General features: G+C 60.9%; 16 protein-coding genes and 1 pseudogene. 11 read left to right on the plus strand and 6 right to left on the minus strand.

The annotated features are described in order from the left end of the window. The coding region (locus H7C86_RS09860; RefSeq protein WP_182261478.1) for an HNH endonuclease signature motif containing protein at positions 1-941 on the plus strand (941 nt) is incomplete at its 5' end. Between the two features lie 69 nt (positions 942-1010). Here the strand turns inward: H7C86_RS09860 and H7C86_RS09865 are convergent. Next, entirely contained in the window at positions 1011-2006 is a 996-nt protein-coding gene (locus tag H7C86_RS09865; protein WP_182261479.1) for an endonuclease/exonuclease/phosphatase family protein, read from the minus strand. Between the two features lie 67 nt (positions 2007-2073). After that, positions 2074-3496: pseudogene (locus tag H7C86_RS09870) on the minus strand (short-chain fatty acyl-CoA regulator family protein). Between the two features lie 167 nt (positions 3497-3663). Here H7C86_RS09870 and prpD point away from each other — a divergent pair. The 6 genes from prpD to H7C86_RS09900 all read left to right on the plus strand — a co-directional run bounded on the left by prpD (position 3664) and on the right by H7C86_RS09900 (position 9579). Further along, a complete protein-coding gene (prpD, locus tag H7C86_RS09875; protein ID WP_182261480.1) occupies positions 3664-5166 on the plus strand; it encodes a 2-methylcitrate dehydratase PrpD in 1503 nt (500 codons plus the stop codon). Then, positions 5166-6083, plus strand: coding sequence for a methylisocitrate lyase (gene prpB, locus H7C86_RS09880; RefSeq protein WP_182261481.1), 918 nt, complete (start codon positions 5166-5168; stop codon positions 6081-6083). The genes prpD and prpB overlap by 1 nt, the downstream gene beginning before the upstream one ends. Beyond that, on the plus strand, positions 6080-7201 hold the full coding sequence (locus tag H7C86_RS09885) for a bifunctional 2-methylcitrate synthase/citrate synthase (protein ID WP_046379275.1): 1122 nt from the start codon (positions 6080-6082) through the stop codon (positions 7199-7201). The genes prpB and H7C86_RS09885 overlap by 4 nt, the downstream gene beginning before the upstream one ends. A gap of 190 nt (positions 7202-7391) precedes the next feature. After that, the gene (locus H7C86_RS09890; protein WP_182261482.1) at positions 7392-8174 is read left to right on the plus strand and encodes an enoyl-CoA hydratase; all 783 of its coding nucleotides are present in this window, start codon (positions 7392-7394) and stop codon (positions 8172-8174) included. A 60-nt stretch (positions 8175-8234) separates the two neighbouring features. Continuing rightward, positions 8235-9095 carry an SDR family NAD(P)-dependent oxidoreductase gene (locus H7C86_RS09895; protein WP_182261483.1) on the plus strand — a complete coding sequence of 287 codons (861 nt, stop codon included), beginning with the start codon at positions 8235-8237 and terminating at the stop codon, positions 9093-9095. A gap of 10 nt (positions 9096-9105) precedes the next feature. Next, entirely contained in the window at positions 9106-9579 is a 474-nt protein-coding gene (locus H7C86_RS09900; RefSeq protein WP_046379272.1) for a MerR family transcriptional regulator, read from the plus strand. Between the two features lie 6 nt (positions 9580-9585). On the opposite strand, the gene H7C86_RS09905 is transcribed toward H7C86_RS09900, so the two are convergent. Continuing rightward, a complete protein-coding gene (locus H7C86_RS09905) occupies positions 9586-10098 on the minus strand; it encodes a MarR family winged helix-turn-helix transcriptional regulator (protein ID WP_182261484.1) in 513 nt (170 codons plus the stop codon). A gap of 95 nt (positions 10099-10193) precedes the next feature. On the opposite strand from H7C86_RS09905, the gene H7C86_RS09910 reads away from it, so the two are divergent. Beyond that, positions 10194-11162 carry an NAD(P)/FAD-dependent oxidoreductase gene (locus H7C86_RS09910; protein WP_182261485.1) on the plus strand — a complete coding sequence of 323 codons (969 nt, stop codon included), beginning with the start codon at positions 10194-10196 and terminating at the stop codon, positions 11160-11162. On the opposite strand, the gene H7C86_RS09915 is transcribed toward H7C86_RS09910, so the two are convergent. Together H7C86_RS09915 and H7C86_RS09920 are read right to left on the minus strand one after the other, a co-directional pair. Beyond that, positions 11120-12040, minus strand: coding sequence for a TIGR01777 family oxidoreductase (locus H7C86_RS09915; protein WP_182261486.1), 921 nt, complete (start codon positions 12038-12040; stop codon positions 11120-11122). The genes H7C86_RS09910 and H7C86_RS09915 overlap by 43 nt on opposite strands. Next, positions 12037-12714 (minus strand): TetR/AcrR family transcriptional regulator, encoded by a 678-nt coding sequence (locus tag H7C86_RS09920; RefSeq protein ID WP_182261487.1) that lies wholly within the window; start codon positions 12712-12714, stop codon positions 12037-12039. The genes H7C86_RS09915 and H7C86_RS09920 overlap by 4 nt, the downstream gene beginning before the upstream one ends. Positions 12715-12859: 145 nt before the next feature. Here H7C86_RS09920 and H7C86_RS09925 point away from each other — a divergent pair, with 145 nt between their 5' ends. Together H7C86_RS09925 and H7C86_RS09930 are read left to right on the plus strand one after the other, a co-directional pair. Then, on the plus strand, positions 12860-13264 hold the full coding sequence (locus H7C86_RS09925) for an EVE domain-containing protein (RefSeq protein ID WP_070386401.1): 405 nt from the start codon (positions 12860-12862) through the stop codon (positions 13262-13264). Between the two features lie 12 nt (positions 13265-13276). Next, positions 13277-13717 (plus strand): MarR family winged helix-turn-helix transcriptional regulator, encoded by a 441-nt coding sequence (locus tag H7C86_RS09930; protein WP_021332013.1) that lies wholly within the window; start codon positions 13277-13279, stop codon positions 13715-13717. A 12-nt stretch (positions 13718-13729) separates the two neighbouring features. On the opposite strand, the gene H7C86_RS09935 is transcribed toward H7C86_RS09930, so the two are convergent. Next, positions 13730-14383, minus strand: coding sequence for a TetR/AcrR family transcriptional regulator (locus H7C86_RS09935; RefSeq protein WP_019745258.1), 654 nt, complete (start codon positions 14381-14383; stop codon positions 13730-13732). Positions 14384-14476: 93 nt separating this feature from the next. Here H7C86_RS09935 and H7C86_RS09940 point away from each other — a divergent pair, with 93 nt between their 5' ends. After that, positions 14477-14938: a MaoC family dehydratase gene (locus H7C86_RS09940; RefSeq protein WP_020909091.1), complete on the plus strand. Its 462-nt coding sequence runs from the start codon at positions 14477-14479 to the stop codon at positions 14936-14938. Positions 14939-14951: the final 13 nt, after the last annotated feature.

A 14951-nucleotide genomic window follows, 5' to 3' on the forward strand; every position in this document is an offset into this window, starting at 1 on the left:
AGGTGGCGTCGTTTTGTCAGCATCCGCCGAAGAACATGACCCTGGCGGATGTGGAGAAGGCTCGCGGGATCTTGTTGGGGTTGGCGTCGAAGAACATTGCCGATTGTGATGCGGTGCGGGCGGCGATTCGGCGGATCGAGAAGCAGTACGGCACGCGTGAGGACGGTGTTCCGGTCGGCGAGGATTCGGAGCGTAACGAGTTCTACGCCTCGAAAGGCTTGTACGGGCGTGTGTCTGTGAAGGGTGACTTGGATGCTGTGAACGGGGCGCGTCTGATCACGTTGTTGTCGAGTCTGTCCGCTCCGACGCCGGAGAAGGATGGCGTGAAGGACACGCGTACTCCGGCATTACGGCGGGCGGGCGGGTTTTGCGAACTGTTGCGCCGGTACGAGCGGGCGGGGTTGGGTCCGATCGAGGGCGGCGTGAAACCACACATCACGGTCACCGCGTCCGCGAAAGACATGACGGACCTTAAAGTTCTGAAAGACCTGTTGCCGTCCACCGAGGAGCTGGGATTTGCGTGGACGGATTGGGTGGGCCCGATCAGTATCGATACTGCCCGGATGTTGGCGTGCGACTGCACGGTCACGCGGATTTTGTTGGATGAGAATGGTGTTCCGCTCGAGTACGGTAAGGAAGCGAGAACGGCGACGGTGCCGCAGAGGCGGGCGTTGGCGGTTCGGGATGGTGGGTGCGCGTTTCCGGGGTGTGGGACGCCGTCGGGGTGGTGCGATGCTCATCATATTGTTCACTGGGGTGATGGTGGCCCAACGGATCTCGACAATCTGATCTTGTTGTGTGGTCATCATCATCGGACGATGCACCACACGGAATGGCGGGTGGAGATCGGCCCGGATCGGAAGTCGGTGTTCTATCCGCCGATGTCGATCGATCCGTATCAGCAGCCGATCGGCGGGAACAGCCCACCGACAGCAGCCTGAAGTGAAATAACTCGAGACGCGAGCACCGGGCACAACCATGCCCCGGTGCTCGCTCAATCCAGGATTTAGTCAAGACAACGTGATGTCGGCAATCAGGCCGTGGTGATCGGATCCCTTGATCTCGATCCGTTCCAAGGATGTCGCCACGGCGCCTTTGGTGATTATGTGGTCGATACCGACCACCGCCGGATACCACTTGTCGGTCGGGTACGTCGGGATCAGGCCGGAACCCAATTGATCGGCGGCGCTGGTGTATCCGTTGCTGAGGAGATTCCGGAACTGTTTGTTCGAGTACGACGCATTGAAATCGCCGCTGACTATCACATTGTCCATCCCGGCGACTTCGTCCATGTAAGACCCAAGCTTCTGCTGCTCGGCCACCCACACCGAAGCCGGCGAGATGTACGCAGGTGCCGGATGCACGGCGAACAATGTGACTGGCTGCGCCAAGCCGACATTCAGCTCTGCGGACAGCGTTTCGGGTGAGAACCCGTCGAGGCTACGTGGATTGGAGAGAGGAAAGCGACTGTAGATTCCGGCCCCGCCACCGCCGTCGGCGTAGGGGATCAGGAACTGGTGGCTCAGAACCTCTTCAAGCCCGGCGGCTTCGAGCGCCTCGGCTTCCTGGTACGTCAACTCCTGGACCGTCACCACGTCGACGTTGCGTTCGCGGACCATCGCCACAAGCGACTCCGGATCCGCTGCACCGACCATCAAGTTGGCCTGCATCAACCGAATCGATGGACCGTTCGCAGACGTCGACTCCCCAGTTCCGCCGATGTACAGCGGGCTCACAGACCATCCGAACAGTGCAAGGACGACAAGGGATGCGGCACATACGATCCACTGAAGCCCGATACCCGAGACGACGGCACCGATCAGCGGAGCAATCATCAACAAGGGTGCCACTGACGCCAGAACGATCACGATGTTGTGATCGACGTCCAGCTGAGTTGCGATCAAGGCAACCAAACCCGTCACGATTCCGGCCACACCAACCACGGCCGAAAGGCGGCGAAGAACCAGTCGACGAGGGGTCACGGTATCGGGTTGCATGACATCCATCGAAGCAGAAAGGCGCCGTAGCTCCGGGGAAGCGCAGGTGGAGTCGGTGCGCCCTATTGTTTGCGCCCTACTGTTGCGGATACGGCAGATGGCTGCTGCTGTTCTGACTGACGGAGATCGAGCGGCCGAGTTGGGGGAAGGCGCGTTGAGAGCACGCCGGTCTGTCACAGACTTTGCACCCCGCGCCGATCGGCACGATGGTCGCGGGGTCGTCCGTCTGGATTCCGTGGGAGTAGACCATGCGATCGGCGTAGCCGATGTCGCAACCGAGTCCGACGGCGAAGTTCCGCTCGGGGGCGAGGTACCCGAGCCCGCCGCTGTGGGTAGTGCGCGCCACCCAGAGGTATGTCCGGCCGTCGGGCATCTTCGCGACCTGGGTGAGGATGCGCCCTGGGCTCGCGAACGCCTCGTGGATGACCCACAGCGGGCAACTGCCGCCGACTCTGGAGAAGTGAAAAGCGGTAGCGGACTGTCTCTTCGAGATGTTTCCGGCGCGATCGGTTCTGACGAAGAAGAAGGGAATGCCGCGCTGGCCGTGCCGTTGGAGTGTGGACAACCGGTGGCAGACGGTCTCGAAGCCGACCTCGAACTTGAGGCTCAGCAGATCGATGTCGTATCGCAAGGCCTCAGCGGATTCCAGGAATTGGGTGTACGGCAGTAGTAGCGCGCCGGCGAAGTAATGCGCGAGTCCGATGCGGGCGAGAGCTGCGGATTCGGCACTCAATGATTCATCCTCGGCGACAAGAGAATCGATCACGTCGGCTTGGGTGAAGAAGGCCAACTGCATCGCGATCTGGAACGCGCGTTGCCCTGCCGACAGACGACGGGCGAGGGTGAGTACCGACTTGTCCGGATCGTAGAAACGCTTGGGGCCGAGCTTGTCTGGTTCGTCGGTACGGATCGTCACGGTGACGCCGTGCTGATCGCGAAGTAGTCGTGCCAGTTGCAAATCCACTGCGCCAACGGACAATCCGTTGTCCACGAACATCTGCTCGGCAGCGTCGTCCAGAACGGCGATGTGATTCTTTCGGTCGTAGAAGAAGTCCCGAACCTCCTCGTAGGGCATGGGTACGAGCGACACATCAGATGCGGCCTCGTCGGACAATTGCGTCGAGAACTGGTCCAACTGCTCGGTTGCGGCGTGCAAACGACGGTGCAACATCACGAGGGTGCGTCCGACCGCGGGCATTCGGGCCACCAATTCGTCTACCTCTGCCAGCGATACCTCCCCGGATTCCGAGGTTTCGGCCAAGGCGTGATGAACGTCAGCCACGAGGCGTGCGTCGGAATCGGAGGCGAAGAATTGCACGTCGAGATCGAAACTCGGCGTTGAGCTTGAGAAGGACGGGGACCGTCAGCGGTCGTTGATCGTTCTCTAGTTGATTGACATAGCTGGGGGAGAGTTCGAGTGCCTTCGCCAGTGCGGACTGTGACAGGTTTCGTTCTTCCCGCAGCCGTCGCAGCCGCGCTCCCGCGTACATCTTCTTCATCGAATCTCCTCGGTGCCGATCGCGTTCACCCTACCGAGGAGCCATTCGCAACATTCGCAACATTGCAGGATCGTTATTGCACAAATAGGCAGTTGCGAGGGCCTATCCCGAGGTGAATGAGCTGCGTAGCGTGCAAATAGATACCGAAGCACGTGAGAAGAGGATCGATGAAGACGCATCTCGTACGCACCCACCGCTCTGCCGAAGAGTTCCCCAAGGAAGACCACCTCGCGTGGAAGATCGCGGAAGTTGCGACGGATTCCGTCGAGGTCACCGACGCCACGTCCGACATGATCGTCAACCGGATCATCGACAACGCGGCAGTTGCCGCAGCTTCCCTGGTGCGCCGCCCCGTAGTGAATGCGCGTGCACAGGCGCAGTCTCATCCGTACACACCCGGTTCCACCGTGTTCGGTATCTCGGGTACCTTCTCGCCTGAATGGGCCGCATGGGCAAACGGCGTAGCGGTTCGTGAACTCGATTTCCACGACACGTTCCTGGCCGCCGAGTACTCGCACCCCGGTGACAACATCCCGCCGATCCTTGCCGTCGCTCAGCACGCCGGGCGTGACGGCAAAGACCTGATTCGTGGTCTGGCGACTGGCTACGAGATCCAGATCGACCTGGTTCGGGCTATCTGCCTGCACGAGCACAAGATCGATCACGTCGCACACCTCGGCCCTTCGGCCGCGGCAGGTATCGGAACCTTGCTCGGCCTGGGCACCGAGACGGTCTACCAGGCAATCGGTCAGGCGCTGCACCTCACGACGGCTACACGGCAGTCCCGCAAGGGCGAGATCTCCAGCTGGAAGGCCTACGCGCCGGCGCTGGCCGGCAAGGTTGCCGTCGAGGCAGTCGATCGTGCGATGCGCGGTGAAGGTGCACCGTCACCGATCTGGGAAGGCGAAGACGGCGTCATCGCCTGGCTGCTCGGTGGCCCGGACAAGGAGTACCACGTTCCGCTTCCCGGTTCGGGTGAGGCGAAGCGCGCCATCCTCGACTCGTACACGAAGGAACACTCCGCGGAGTACCAGAGCCAGGCGCCGATCGACCTCGCACGCCGGATGCGTTCTCGCGTCGGCGATCTCGACCAGATCGCCTCGATCGTCTTGTATACCAGTCACCACACCCACGTCGTCATCGGCACCGGTTCCGGCGATCCGCAGAAGTTCGACCCCACCGCATCGCGTGAAACTCTCGATCACTCGGTGATGTACATCTTTGCCGTTGCGCTGCAGGACGGTACGTGGCACCACGAGCATTCCTACGCGCCAGAGCGTGCACAGCGCCCCGACACGATCGAGCTGTGGAACAAGATCTCCACGCGCGAAGATCCCGAATGGACACGCCGTTACCACTCGACGGATCCGGACGAGAAGGCTTTCGGTGCTCGCGCCGAGATCACCTTGAAGAGCGGCGAGGTCATCGTCGACGAGCTTGCGGTGGCTGATGCGCACCCGCTCGGCGCACGTCCGTTCGCTCGCGATCAGTACGTCGCGAAGTTCCGCACCCTCGCCGAGGGCGTCATCGAGCCGAGCGAACAGGACCGCTTCCTCGACGCGGCACAGCGCACCGCCGAATTGAAGGCAGGCGAACTCGATCAGCTAACCTTCACCGTTTCCGAAGACGTTCTCGCTCGGGCCCCCAAGGTCGCCAAGGGACTCTTCTGATGACGGGCCTCATTGCCGCAGCGACGTCTGCAGCGGACAAGCGGATTGCCTTCCGGGCCGGGCTGACGTCCGGAAAGATTCAACGACTCCCCGGTGCGATCAATCCGTTGACAGCCAAGCTCATTCAGGAAATCGGGTTCGAAGGTGTCTACGTTTCGGGTGGTGCGTATTCCGCCGGATTGGCGCTTCCCGACATCGGGCTGACCACGTTGACCGAGGTCGCCGCCCACAGCAAGCAGATCGCGCGGGTCACCGACCTCCCGACGCTGATCGATGCCGACACCGGTTTCGGTGAACCCATGAGTGCTGCCCGCACGGTCACGGTCTTCGAGGACGACGGTATAGCCGGTCTGCACCTGGAGGATCAGATCAACCCCAAGCGCTGTGGGCACCTCGACGGCAAAGCGATCGTGCCTACCCAAGACATGGTTCGCCGAGTTCGTGCTGCAGTCTCGGCACGTCGTGACCCGAACTTCGTCATCTGCGCGCGCACCGATGCTGCCGGAATCGACGGTATCGACGCAGCGATCGAGCGAGCAAAGGCCTACGCGGATGCCGGCGCTGATTTGATCTTCACAGAGGCTCTTGCCACCGAGGCCGACTTCGAGAAGTTCCGCGCAGCAGTCGACACTCCGTTGCTCGCCAACATGACCGAGTTCGGAAAGTCGAACCTCATTTCGGCGAAGACATTGGAAGAGATCGGTTTCAACGCCGTCATCTACCCCGTGACCACCCTTCGTCTGGCGATGTTCGCTATCGAAAAGGGTCTGCGCGAGATTTTTGCGGAGGGCACGCAAGAAGGACTGCTCGGCGAGATGCAGCAGCGCAGCAGGTTGTACGAGATTCTCGAGTACGAGCGTTACAACGAATTCGACAGTGGCATTTTCAATTTCAGCGTGGAGGGGAGTAGGACATGACCGAACAGATTCCGACGATCTACAAGGGCTTGGCCGGGGTTGTCGTCGACACGACGGCTATCTCCAAGGTAGTGCCCGAGACGAATTCGTTGACGTATCGCGGTTACGCAGTGCAGGACCTCGCCGCGAATTGTAGCTTCGAAGAAGTTGCGCACCTGCTGTGGTACGGCGAACTGCCGACACCCGAGCAGCTCGAATTGCTCTGTCTGCGTGAGCGTGCGGCTCGCCGTGCCGATCGCTCACTGCTCTCGCTCCTGACCAAGATGCCCGACAACTGCCACCCGATGGACGTGGTCCGGACGGCGATCAGCTACCTCGGCGCTGAGGATCCGGCGGAGGACGACAACTCCGAGAAGGCCAATCTAGCCAAGGCACTGCGGATGACGGCTGTGCTGCCGACCATCGTCGCAGCCGATTTCCGCCGCCGGCGCGGTCAGGATCCCATTGCGCCGCAGTCGGACCTGGGTTTCGCCGAAAACTTCTTGAACATGTGCTTCGGTGCTGTTCCCGAGCCGGCGATCGTGAAGGCCTTCGAGGTCTCGCTGATCCTGTATGCGGAGCACTCCTTCAACGCCTCGACGTTTGCCGCTCGTGTTGTGACGTCCACACTTTCGGACATCTACAGCGCAGTGACGGCTGCGATCGGCACGCTCAAGGGCCCGTTGCACGGCGGCGCAAACGAAGCTGTCATGCACGACATGCTCGAGATCGACGACCCCGACCGCGCAGAAGCCTGGATGTCGGAGAAGTTGGCTGCCAAAGAGAAGGTCATGGGATTCGGGCACCGTGTCTACAAGAACGGTGATTCGCGAGTGCCGACCATGAAGCAGGCGCTCGTCGACGTCGCTGCTTGCACCGACGGCGAAAAGTGGGTGCAGATGTACGAGATCCTCGAGAAGACGATGGTCAGTGCCACCGGAATCAAGCCGAATCTCGATTTCCCCACGGGCCCTGCGTATTACCTCATGGGCTTCGACGTCGAGATGTTCACGCCGATCTTCGTGATGAGCCGCATCACCGGATGGACGGCGCACATCATCGAGCAGGGGCAGTCGAATGCACTGATCAGGCCGCTGAGCCAGTACTCCGGTGTGCCGCAGCGGACCGTCGTGGCATAGCGCTTTCAACTATCGTGGCCTGACGACTCTTCCAATACTGCGTCGGCGAGGTTCGGTTCTGGCATCACCGTGTCCTGGCCTCGTCGACGCGTCTCCGTTCGCACTATCTGCAACTTCGCACCAAATATTCGCAAAGATACTCGAGTGCAATGTGTTTCGTTTGTTCCTTGCCGGTAATAGCGTCAGTGTCATGACTGAAACGCACGAAGACATCTCGATCATCCGTCATGGCGACACGCTTGACGTCATGTTCAACCGGCCGGAGAAACACAACGCACTGACTCCTCAGATGTACGACGCCATTGCCGGAGCCTGCCGAAGCGCCGACTCCGACCGCGAGATCCGGTTACTCACTCTCCGAGGTGCTGGGGGAGAGGCGTTCTCGGCGGGTTCCGACATAGGCCATTTTCAGACCTTCTCGAGTTTTCACGACGGGCTCGACTACGAAAGTCGGTTCGTCGGCGTGCTGACCGAACTCGAGAAAGTGCGGGTTCCCACGCTGGCGGTCATCGACGGTGTGTGCGCGGGAGCCGGGCTGTTGTTAGCGGCAGCGTGCGATGTGCGGATCGCGACGCACGGGTCCCGCTTCTGCCTCCCGATCGCGCGCACACTCGGAAACTCGTTGTCGGTCCATTCCGTGGCGTTGCTGGCGGACAGGATCGGCAGTTCGCGTCTGATGTCGTTGGTCGCTCGGGCGGGGGTCATGTCGAGTGACGAGGCTCTGCGGAACGGCTTCCTCAGCGACTGTGCAACAGAGACCGAGTTCGCGAGCCTGACTGCCCAGGTATCGCGGGAACTCCTTGCGGCTGCCCCGATGACCGTGTGGACGATTCGAGAGTCCCTGCGCCGCATCAGAACCCGATCGATCACCGACAACGATGATCTGATGCGCATGATCTACAGCAGTGGCGACTTCAAAGCCGGCGTCGACGGTTTCCTTCGCGGTGAGCGACCGGTCTGGGCCGGGGTGTAATTCTGTGGTCGGAGCAGAGGCTTGCGTTGGAGCGCGCTCTAACCCTTAGCGTTCCCGACCATGACAACAAAGACCTGGATCATCACTGGAGTTTCTCGAGGCTTCGGCCGCGAACTAGCACTGTCAGCACTTCGATCAGGGGACGCGGTGGTCGCGGCAGTTCGTCGCCCTGACGCCGTTGCAGATATTGCGTCGGAGCATCCGGATCGGTTCTTGACTGTGACGTTCGACGTCCGGGATACCGAAGCAGCTCCGGGGGTAGTCGAACACGCGCTCGAGCGTTTCGGTCGCGTCGACGTGCTGGTCAACAATGCCGGTCGTGGGATGGTCGGCGCGGCGGAGTTGGTCGACGATTCGGCCTTGCGGGATCTCATGGAACTGCACCTGATCGGACCCGCCGCGTTGGTGCGCGCCGTCCTCCCTTCGATGCGAGCGCAGGGCAGCGGAACGATCGTGCAGATGAGCAGTCAAGGCGGCCGCATGTCGTTTCCCGGCGTCGGGGCGTATTCGGCGTCCAAATTCGCGATTGAAGGCTGGTCGGAGGCCCTTGCCGGCGAGGTCGGGCAGTTCGGCATCCGGGTCATGATCGTCGAGCCCAGCCGATTCCGAACAGCATTCAACACACCTGGCGTTCTGAGCTTCGCCGAATCATCCTCGGACTACCGTGATTTGCTCGATCCTGTTCTGCGGGACATGGCGGCGGCAGACGGTGTTCAGGAGGGTGATCCAGAGAAGGCAGCAGAGATCATCACCTCGCTGGTGCACAGTGAGAATGTGCCACTTCGCTTGCCGCTCGGAAAGGAAGCCGTGGCGCGGATATCCGCGTCGTATCGGAAGAATCTCGCCGAGGTAGCCGTCTGGGCTGATCTGGCTCGCAGTGCCGACTTCGCGGATGCTGCCGGACCCGTCCGTCCGTTCTAGGCTGAGAAGCATGGCTACCGAAGACTTGATGCGCAAGGCACTCGAGGCACTTGGGGAAGTGGACGGGCCCATGTCGATCGAGGTGATCCATCGACTCGTCGATACAGGGGATGTTCAGGACCCGATGTCGATCGCCGAAGTGTCAGACCTGCTGGATGTTTCGGCACATACCCTGCGCTATTACGAGAAGATCGGCCTGGTCACGGTCGATCGTGACTCGAGCGGACATCGTGTGTACGGCCCGGAATCTATTCGCAGGCTGGTGTTTCTGACCCGCATGCGTATCTCAGGCATGGCGATTCGCGACCTGCAGCACTACGTCGAACTGGTCGTCGCCGGTGAAGGGACAGTTCCGGAGAGGCTCGACATGCTGCTCGAGCACCGGGACACCGTTCGTCGGCAGATCAAGGAGCTCACGTTGTCTTTGGCTGCGACGGAGTACAAGATTGCGACGTACGGCGGGCGGACCGGGGAGCAGGAGTAGCGCGGGCTACTTCTTGTCCTGCGTTCGATCCAACCCGCCTTCCATGGATAGCGCCAACTGCTCGAGTGCCGCGAGAATTTTTCCGCGGTCCCGTCCGAGTTTGGTGAATAATTCACCGTGAGCGGCGAGTTCGCGAGGAAAGACATCATCGACGACAGCGTTTCCCTGGATCGTCATCGTGATCAGTGCAGATCGCCTGTCTTCGGGATTTCTCGTGCGGGAGACAAGGCCTCGCTTCTCCAATCGTGCGAGTGCCTTGCTGACTCCGGCCCGAGACATACCGAGGCGTTCGGCGAGACGAATCGCGGTGACCGGTTCCTCGGCGTATCGAAGCGGCACAAGCAGTTCGACTTCCGACACGGTGAGGTCCGCGGATCGGTACACCGGTTCGACGGCGAGTTCGAGAAGCGCCGTGATCCGCTTGAGTTGCGCGACAACTTCCATGGGCGACGTGTCGAGGTCAGGATTGTTTTCGGCCCAAAGGTTGCACGTACGGGAGCGGAGTGTTGGTTCGTTCACGATTCCTCAGTTTTGTTAACTGGTAAACAAATTTGCTAGATTGCCAGAATAGCTCACCGTCTGGGGTGGGACGAACTGCGGGACTGGGGGAGTGCATGAAGTTCGATGTGGTGATTGTCGGTGGCGGTGCGGCGGGGTTGAGTGCCGCGCTTGTTCTGGCTCGGGCTCGGCGGCGAGTGATGATCGTCGATGCTGGTAACCCGCGCAATGGTGTCTCCGAGCACCTGCACGGGTACCTGACGCGGGACGGGCAGAGTCCGACGCAATTACTTGCGGCCGGACGCAAGGAGGTTCTCGAGTACGGCGGCGAAATGACGACTGGCACCGCAATCGGAATCGAGCAAACGGAGGACGGTGGATTTCTTGTGCAAACCGACGCGACTGCGTCGCTGGAGGCACGGACTGTTCTGGTGGCGACGGGGTTACGTGACGAGCTGCCGAACATCGCTGGGCTGCAGGATCGCTGGGGAGTCGACGTTTTGCATTGTCCCTACTGCCACGGGTACGAGGTTCGTGATACGCCGATCGGTGTACTCGGGGGTGACAACAGGCCGTTCACCATTCATCAGGCGTCGTTGGTGCGCCAATGGTCGGACGATGTTGTCTTCTTTCCGAATCGCATCGAGCTGACCGGCACCGAGCGGGAGCGGCTGACTGTGAGGGGGATTCGCATCGTAGAAGGCAACGTGGCCGGGGTCTCGGTGGCAGACGGTCGATTGGACGGCGTCGAGTTGGCCTCCGGTCAGGTTGTTCCGCGGAGTGTGGTGTTTGTCGGTCCACGGTTTGTTCCACGCGACGCTTTGCTGACTGACCTGGGATGTGAAGCTGACGAAAATGGTTGGGTGGTAACTGATCCTGCGGGAAGTACCAGCATGCCTGGTGTATGGGCCGCTGGGAACGTGTCGGACTCGCCTGCACAGTTGATCACCGCCGCCGCCGCTGGGTCGAAGGCTGCGATTGCCCTGAATCACTATCTGCTCGAGCAGGATATCGTGCGAGCGGTCGCGACCGCGACCGAACTTCAGCCGAGTGTGACCGGAAGCAGCCCTCGCGGGGTCTCCTGAGCGATCTGTTCCAGCGCAGACTCCAACGTCGGAAATTGATACTGGAAGCCGCTGTCCGCGAGCACCCCTGGTAAAACCCAGCGACTCTTCGTCACCAATTCAGCCTCGGTGCGGATGATTCGTGCGCCGAACTCGAGCATCCAGCCCGGCGTCGGAAACCCGTATTGTCGGCCAAGTTTCGCTCGTACCATCCGCATCATGTCGGTGTTGGTTACCGGATACGGGGATGCGATATTGACCGGGCCTGAGATCTCCGGATGCTCGTAGATGTGGATGACCGAGCGAACGACATCGGCGATATGTATCCAACTGAACATTTGTCGTCCGTCGCCCATTCTTCCGCCGAAACCGATTCGGGCCAGGTTCACGAAGGGGTTGATTGCTCCGCCGCCGGCTCCGAGAACGATCGACATTCGTAACGCCACTTTGCGAACGGGGGTTGGGGCTGAGAACAATTCGTGTTCCCACGCCCGCGCGACCGCGACGGAGAATCCCTTACCCAGCTCTCCGTTCTTCTCGTCCATCGGTCGATCCCGCGCGTCTCGATAGATCGTGCCGGTACTGGCATTCGCCCAGAGCGAGGGTGGCTGCGGTGTACGGGCCAATGCGCGACCCAACAGTGCGGTCGTTTCCACGCGGGAGGAGAAGATTTCGTCGGCATTGCCCTTGTTGTATCGGCAGCTCACAGAGCGTCCGGCGAGGTTGACCAGCAGATCCGCGCCGCTGAGTACGTCGGCGACACCTTGCTCGTCGGACCAGGTGGCATCGCTCGTTCCTCCCCGGCCGATCGTTCGTACGTCCACCCCGTTGGGTTCGAGCGCTCGAACGAGCGATTGCCCTATGTAGCCCGACGCACCGGATACAACGACAGTCTTCATGATTTTGTGTTCCCCTCTGGAGAAACGACTTTGGTCATCAGGGCGGCGACGTCACCGACCAGGCCGCGGGCCACTGGTAGCCGCGCGAGGGTGAGCGCTTTGGCGATGATCGGGACCAGGCCGTCGACCAGGGATCGGGTACGAGTTTGCCCCGGAGACGAGTCGGTGACCCAGTGCAGCGTCACGCCCAGATAGCTGAGCCACAAGAGTGTGGGGAGCTGGGTCTCCAAGGACGCCGGCGTCTTCTGCTTCGACGCCGCCAGTGCTTCGCGCATCAATTCGACGGCCATCGATCTCGCATCACTCGACTCGGCCGAGAACGGGCTGGACGGCGATGCGGTGGGCAGGGCGACGTGCAGAAACGCGCTACCGAACCCGTGATAGGGCCCCATGACATCGAGTCCGGTGTGCAGAACGATCGCGAGATTTTCCGCGAGTGAGCCACCTTTGCGTAGGAGTGGGAGCGCACGCTCTCGGTGATCACGTTGGATGACGAGATACAGCTCGTGAACCAGTTCGTCCTTGCTGGCGAAGTAGTAGTAGGCATTCCCGAGGGAGACCTCCGCTTCGGTCGCGATCTTGCGCATGGTCGTCGCTGCGAAGCCTTCGGCGCGGAAGAGCCGCAAAGCTGTTGCCACCAGCTTTTCCCTGGTTTCGATCCCGCGACTGCTCATGGGCTCCCTTCCTTTGAACGTGTTCAAGTTCAGCGTACGCCTTGAAGTTGAACACGTTCAAGAGTCGATCTGTTGCGAGGAATATAATAAGCGCGCATACTAAAATCATGATTGAACTTGCGCTCGGTTCGCCAGGTGGTCGGCGATGAACGCCTGGTTAGGGGTTGTCTCGGCCGAACATGTGCGTCGCGCAGTGGATCTTGGGATCGCGCAGATCGGGCACGGGAAGAGGTCCGGATTGGCGCGGATGAAGGCGGGCGATGTGCTTGTCTACTATTCGCCGGTCGAGTCCATTGGTGATCGAGATCCGTTGCGCGCGTTCACAGCCCTCGGTGTGATCGAAGAGGGTGAGATCTGGCAGGCGGACGAGGGGTGCTTCAAGCCGTTTCGGCGTCGAGTGCGATACGAGCCGTTCACGCCCGTTCCTCTCGGCGACGTACGGAGTCGATTGGCATTGACCTCGACACCGAACTGGGGGTATCAGCTCCGCCGAGGCTTGATTCCGTTGGATGGCAACGACGTCGAGATTCTGCGCTCGACAACGAGCTGACACACTGACGCTGTGGTGAAGAAACTGGAAACCGACTTCGAGGATGCTGGCGACAGTCCGGGTCTGATGTTGTGGCGTGTCACCAACGCGTGGCAGGCCTCGATTCGCGCGGCGCTGCGGCCTTTCGACCTGACTCACGTGCAGTTCGTTCTGCTCGCCGCACTGACGTGGCTGGACGCGGAAACACCGATAACTCAACGCGATCTTGCCGAGTATGCGCGCACTGATCCGATGATGACGTCACAGGTGATACGGACCCTCGAATCCAAGAAATTGGTCGAACGACGTCCACACCCGACGGATGCTCGGGCACGCTCGGTGGTGGTGACCCAGGCGGGTGCGGCCCTGGCAGGCAAGGCAAATCGTGCGGTCGAAGCATCGGATCGGGAATTCTTTGCCGCTCTCGGGGATCGTCAGGCGGCCTTTGTTGCGATGCTCGGCGTGCTTGACTGAAAGTAGCAACCCTCAGTTTTCGAGGGATAACTCTGAAGTGGTCTGCAGCAGTGCATATTTGGCTTCCAGCCCGTCCAGCAGGGATTCCAGCGCGAGTTCGAAACTGGCACCATCGATTTCCGTAGCACGCTCGCGCAACAGATGTGCTCGCGTGAGGTGCGGGTAACGCTCGGCGTAGATCGCCGGATCGTCCACGAATCCGCCGGAGAACGTCGCTGTCGCAGCGCCCATGACCACGTACTTGACGGAAGCGCCGATCAGCGTTGCCGTGCGCTGCGGCCATCCGGCGCGCACCAGCCCGCCGTGGATGGCGTTGGCGCGGTCAAGGGCGATGGGCCTGACGCTCGGACCGTAGGCCAAGTAGGGAACGATATTGGGATGCTTGCCCAGGGCAGCGTGGTAGGACCGCGCCCACGTGCGAAGCGCACCGCGCCAATCGTCAGAGTCGAAGCCGCTCACGTCGACGGACTCCATGATGACGTTCGCGACGTCGTCGAGTAGCTCGTCCTTGTTGGCGTAATGGCTGTACAGCGATGGTGCTTGCACGCCGAGAACGGTGGCGAGTTTGCGCATCGAGAAGTCGGTCAAACCGTGCTCGTCGACCAATTTCAGGGCGGTGTCCCTGATGATCGGCTTGCTCAGTAGTGGAATCCGCGGTCGCGCCATCGCACACCCTTTCGTGTGAAAGTACTGGACAACCTTACACCGTGAGTTTATTATCCAATTAACCTAACAGTGTTCGGGAACGTGGAGGATCAGATGACGCGGGTGTTCGAGAACAAGGCCGATCTCCTGGGGGCGGTCGGTGAAACGCTGGGCTCGAGCGAGTGGGTCGAGGTCACCCGCGAGATGGTCCATCAATTTGCCGACGCGACCGGTGACCATCAGTGGATTCACGTCGACGACGAAAGGGCAAAGCGTGAATCACCTTTCGGCGGTCCGATTGCCCACGGGTATCTGACTCTCTCGCTCCTGCCGCTTCTGTCGAAGTCCGTGTACCGCATCGACGGGGCGAAGATGGTCATCAACTACGGGTCCGACAAGGTTCGATTCCCGAGTCCGGTGCCGGTCGGAGCCAAGGTTCGAAACACTGCAGTGCTCTCCGCGATTGAAGAGTTGCCGAACGGTTCGCTGCAGAGTCAGATCACCAACACCGTCGAGATCGAAGGCGTGGACAAGCCAGCCGTTGTTGCGCAGACCGTCGCACGAATCTTGTTCTGAAATCCTGCCAGAA

The organism is Rhodococcus sp. UFZ-B548 (genome assembly GCF_903819475.1).
GTDB classification, from domain to species: Bacteria; Actinomycetota; Actinomycetes; order Mycobacteriales; family Mycobacteriaceae; genus Rhodococcus_F; species Rhodococcus_F erythropolis.